4 protein-coding genes and 1 pseudogene are annotated in these 3,344 nt (G+C 73.2%); 4 read left to right on the top strand and 1 reads right to left on the bottom strand.

The window, feature by feature from the left end:
- The first annotated feature begins 22 nt into the window (after window positions 1-22).
- The 3 genes from BFF77_RS25590 to BFF77_RS35930 all read left to right on the top strand — a co-directional run bounded on the left by BFF77_RS25590 (window position 23) and on the right by BFF77_RS35930 (window position 1,487).
- Window positions 23-628 (top strand): MarR family winged helix-turn-helix transcriptional regulator, encoded by a 606-nt coding sequence (locus tag BFF77_RS25590; RefSeq protein WP_079125495.1) that lies wholly within the window; start codon window positions 23-25, stop codon window positions 626-628.
- Window positions 629-720: 92 nt separating this feature from the next.
- Entirely contained in the window at window positions 721-1,233 is a 513-nt protein-coding gene (locus BFF77_RS34775; RefSeq protein ID WP_066953982.1) for a sigma factor-like helix-turn-helix DNA-binding protein, read from the top strand.
- Window positions 1,230-1,487 carry a hypothetical protein gene (locus BFF77_RS35930; RefSeq protein ID WP_066953986.1) on the top strand — a complete coding sequence of 86 codons (258 nt, stop codon included), beginning with the start codon at window positions 1,230-1,232 and terminating at the stop codon, window positions 1,485-1,487. The genes BFF77_RS34775 and BFF77_RS35930 overlap by 4 nt, the downstream gene beginning before the upstream one ends.
- 123 nt (window positions 1,488-1,610) lie before the next feature.
- Here BFF77_RS35930 and BFF77_RS25605 read toward each other — a convergent pair whose 3' ends face one another.
- Window positions 1,611-2,795 carry a cystathionine gamma-synthase gene (locus tag BFF77_RS25605; protein WP_066953989.1) on the bottom strand — a complete coding sequence of 395 codons (1,185 nt, stop codon included), beginning with the start codon at window positions 2,793-2,795 and terminating at the stop codon, window positions 1,611-1,613.
- A gap of 190 nt (window positions 2,796-2,985) precedes the next feature.
- Between BFF77_RS25605 and BFF77_RS25610 the strand changes: the two are divergent.
- Window positions 2,986-3,344 (top strand): annotated as a pseudogene (locus tag BFF77_RS25610) (hypothetical protein); the annotation flags it as partial.

Raw genomic sequence — 3,344 nt, forward strand, 5'->3', positions numbered from 1 at the left:
CCGCACAAGAGAGCCCCCAGCCATGCCCCCCATTCAGGACATGACTTCCGCTGCGTCGGCCTCCCGGGAGATGGCCTCCGAACCCCTGGGTTCCGAGCCTTTGGCTTCCGAACCCCTGCGTTCCGAATCCCTGGGCGACGCCGGCCTCCTCGATGCACTCCAGCACCAGGTGGCCGTCTTCGCCCGGCGGGCCGAACAGACCCGGCTCGGCGGTGTCGGCCAGGTCCGCAACTCCATGGACCGCGCCGCGTATCTGCTGCTCAACCGGCTCGACCAGGAGGGCCCGATGGGCGTCAAGGCCCTGGCCGCGGGCATGGGCATCGACTCCTCCACGGTCACCCGCCAGGTGGCGCCGCTCGTCGACACTGGCCTGGTCAAACGCACTTCGCACCCGGAGGACGGCCGCGCGGTCGTGCTCCAGCTCTCGGCGCGCGGACTGGCGAGGCTGGAGGAGGTCCGCTCGTCACGGCGCGAGCTGATGGCGCAGGTCACGGGCGGCTGGACGGCCGACGAACGCACGTCCTTCACCACCCTGCTGACCCGGTTCAACGGGGCGCTGTCGGCGCGGGCGGCGGGACAGCAGCCGGGCGAGGGCGGTACGGACGAACGGGACGCCGCCGACTCCTGAGGGCCGTCCGGTCGGCGTGTACGCGAAAGGCACTCTTGACCGTGGTCTTCTCCATCGCGTCAATTGAGGACGTGCCAGAGCGGTGGACTGCCATGGATCGACGCCGCGCCCGTGAGTTCGAGGCGTTCGCCGCGGGTGCGGGCGGCCGGCTGCTGCATGTGGCCGCGCTGCTCACGGGCGAGCCCCCGGACGCGGCACCGCGCGCGCAGGGTCTGCTGATCACCGCGCTGGCCCGTACCTACGCCGACTGGGACCGGCTGCGCGGCGAGGACCCGTACGACCGCGCCCGCCAGGACCTCGCCCTGCGGGTCGCCCGCACGGCCTGGCATCCCTGGCGGCGCCGTCCCACGGCGGGCGTACTGGCCCGGCTCGGTCCGCAGGAGCGCGTCGTCCTGGTCCTGCGGCTGTACGAGGGCGTGGCCGAGGAACAGACGGCGGCCCTCATCGGCCTTCCGGTGGAGCGCGTCCGCGCGATCTGCGCACGCGCGATCAGCACCATGCGGCAGCAGCCCGTCCTCCGGCCGTCGGCCGGCGCCCGCGCGGTGGGGTCACCGGACGCGGGCGCCGGTCCGGGCGCGGTACAGCCGCGGGAGGCACGGTCATGAGCGGGCGCGGGCGCCGCGACCACAAGGCGGCGGAGGTGCGGAGGATGCTGGAGACGGACCGGCCGGCCGTGCCCGGCGACCTCGTACCGCGCGCCACCGAACTCGGCGTACGGCTGCTCCACCGCCGCCGCGCCGTGCACCGGGTGCTGTGGACACTGCTGTTCGTCGCCGTGATCGTGTTCACGGTCTGGGCGTCCGTCGCGCACCCGTGGGCGGCGCCGCCGGCCGAGACGACGCCACCACTGGAGTGGTAGCCCGCTCCCGGTCCCGGCGGCGGCCGGCTGAACGTCCGTACACCGCACGGCACTTCCCCGTCCGGCCTCGCCCCGGGGCCTCTCGTCCGGCCCCTGCCGGGCTCGGCCGGGTCCGGACAGGGCCTAGCCCAGCGCCTGCTGAAGGTCCGCCAGCAGATCGTCGGCGGACTCGATGCCCACCGACAGCCTGACGAGGTCGGACGGCACCTCCAGCGCCGAGCCCGCCGCCGACGCGTGCGTCATCCGGCCCGGGTGCTCGATCAGCGACTCGACACCGCCCAGGGACTCGCCCAGTGTGAAGAGCTTCGCGCGGTCGCAGACCGCCACCGCCGCCTCCTCGCCGCCGTCGACCTGGAAGGAGATCATCCCGCCGAACGCCTTCATCTGCTTCGCGGCGACCTCGTGGCCCGGGTGCTCGGGCAGGCCCGGGTAGAGGACCTTCGAGACCCGCGGGTGCGTGGTGAGCATCTCCGCGATCCGCGTCGCGTTCTCGCAGTGGCGGTCCATCCGTACGGCGAGCGTCTTGATGCCCCGCAGCACCAGCCACGCGTCGAACGGCCCGGCGACGGCGCCCATCGCGTTCTGGTGGTAGGCCAGTTCGTCCGCGAGCTCGGCGTCGTCCACGACCAGCGCGCCGCCCACGACGTCCGAGTGTCCGCCCATGTACTTGGTGGTCGAGTGGACGACGACGTCCGCGCCGAGAGCGAGCGGCTGCTGGAGATACGGGCTGGCGAAGGTGTTGTCGACGACGAGCCGCGCCCCGGCCGAGCGCGCGATCCCGGCGAGACCGGCGATGTCGGTGATGTTGAGGAGCGGGTTCGACGGGGTCTCGACCCAGATGGCCTTCGTACGGGGGGTGAGGGCGGCCTGTACCGCCGCCGGGTCGGAGGTGTGCGCGACGGAGAAGTCCACGCCCCAGCGCGAGAGGACCTTCGCGAAGAGCCGGAAGGTGCCGCCGTAGGCGTCGTCCGGGATCACGACGTGGTCGCCGGGCGCCAGCAGCGTACGGAGCAGACAGTCCTCGGCCGCGAGACCCGACGCGAAGGCGAGGCCGCGACGGCCTCCCTCCAGCGCCGCGAGGTTCTCCTCCAGCGCGGTACGGGTGGGATTGGCGCTGCGGCTGTACTCGTAACCGCCGCGCAGCCCGCCCACTCCGTCCTGCTTGTAGGTGGAGACCTGGTAGATCGGCGGAACGACCGCGCCGGTGAGTGGGTCGGCGGTGTTGCCCGCGTGGATGGCGAGAGTCTCGAAGCGCCGGTGGGCCGCGGACTCGTCGAAATACTGCTCGCTGGTGTGCTGCTGGCTCATGAGGCCCGAGCGTAGCGCCGGACATGACGCACCGGGCGCACACACGGCAGGACGCCGAAACGGCGACCGGATCGGCACGCTTACGGGTGGGGCGTGCCGGTACGGGCTGAGGGACGGGCCGTGCGTCCTCCGGGCACGGGCCGCGCACCGGCCGGGGTACCGGCCGCGTGGCGTCCGGGACAATGAGGCCATGGAGATTCTCTGGTTCCTGATCGCGACGGGCCTGCTGGCCGCGGTCATCGGCCCGTACGTCATGCGCCGCCGCGGTGGTATCCGCCAGGTCGCGCCCGGTTCGCCCGACGCCGCCGATCCGGCAGCGTACGGCTTCGTACGCCAGGAGGAGCTGGACATCCGGCTGCCCGGCCCGGACCAGGATCTCCTCGACGTACTCGATGTCGTCCAGCACACCCAGGACGCGCGGGCCGCCGCGCAGTTGCTCGCGGGCACCGGCAAGGAGGGCGAGGTGCGCTGGCAGCGCGTCCAGGCGTTCGCGGGCGCGGCCTCGCTGGAGCTTCAGCAACGGCCCGGGGCCGGCGGTGCCTGGCTGCG

The sequence above is a fragment of the Streptomyces lushanensis genome (assembly GCF_001700515.1).
Classification (GTDB): domain Bacteria; phylum Actinomycetota; class Actinomycetes; order Streptomycetales; family Streptomycetaceae; genus Streptomyces; species Streptomyces lushanensis.

Excerpts from the sequence above, each read along its gene's own strand:
- BFF77_RS25605 (WP_066953989.1), bottom strand. The coding sequence starts at position 2,795 with ATGAGCCAGCAGCACACCAGCGAGCAGTATTTCGACGAGTCCGCGGCC.
- BFF77_RS35930 (WP_066953986.1), top strand. The coding sequence starts at position 1,230 with ATGAGCGGGCGCGGGCGCCGCGACCACAAGGCGGCGGAGGTGCGGAGG.
- BFF77_RS34775 (WP_066953982.1), top strand. The coding sequence starts at position 721 with ATGGATCGACGCCGCGCCCGTGAGTTCGAGGCGTTCGCCGCGGGTGCG.
- BFF77_RS25590 (WP_079125495.1), top strand. The coding sequence starts at position 23 with ATGCCCCCCATTCAGGACATGACTTCCGCTGCGTCGGCCTCCCGGGAG.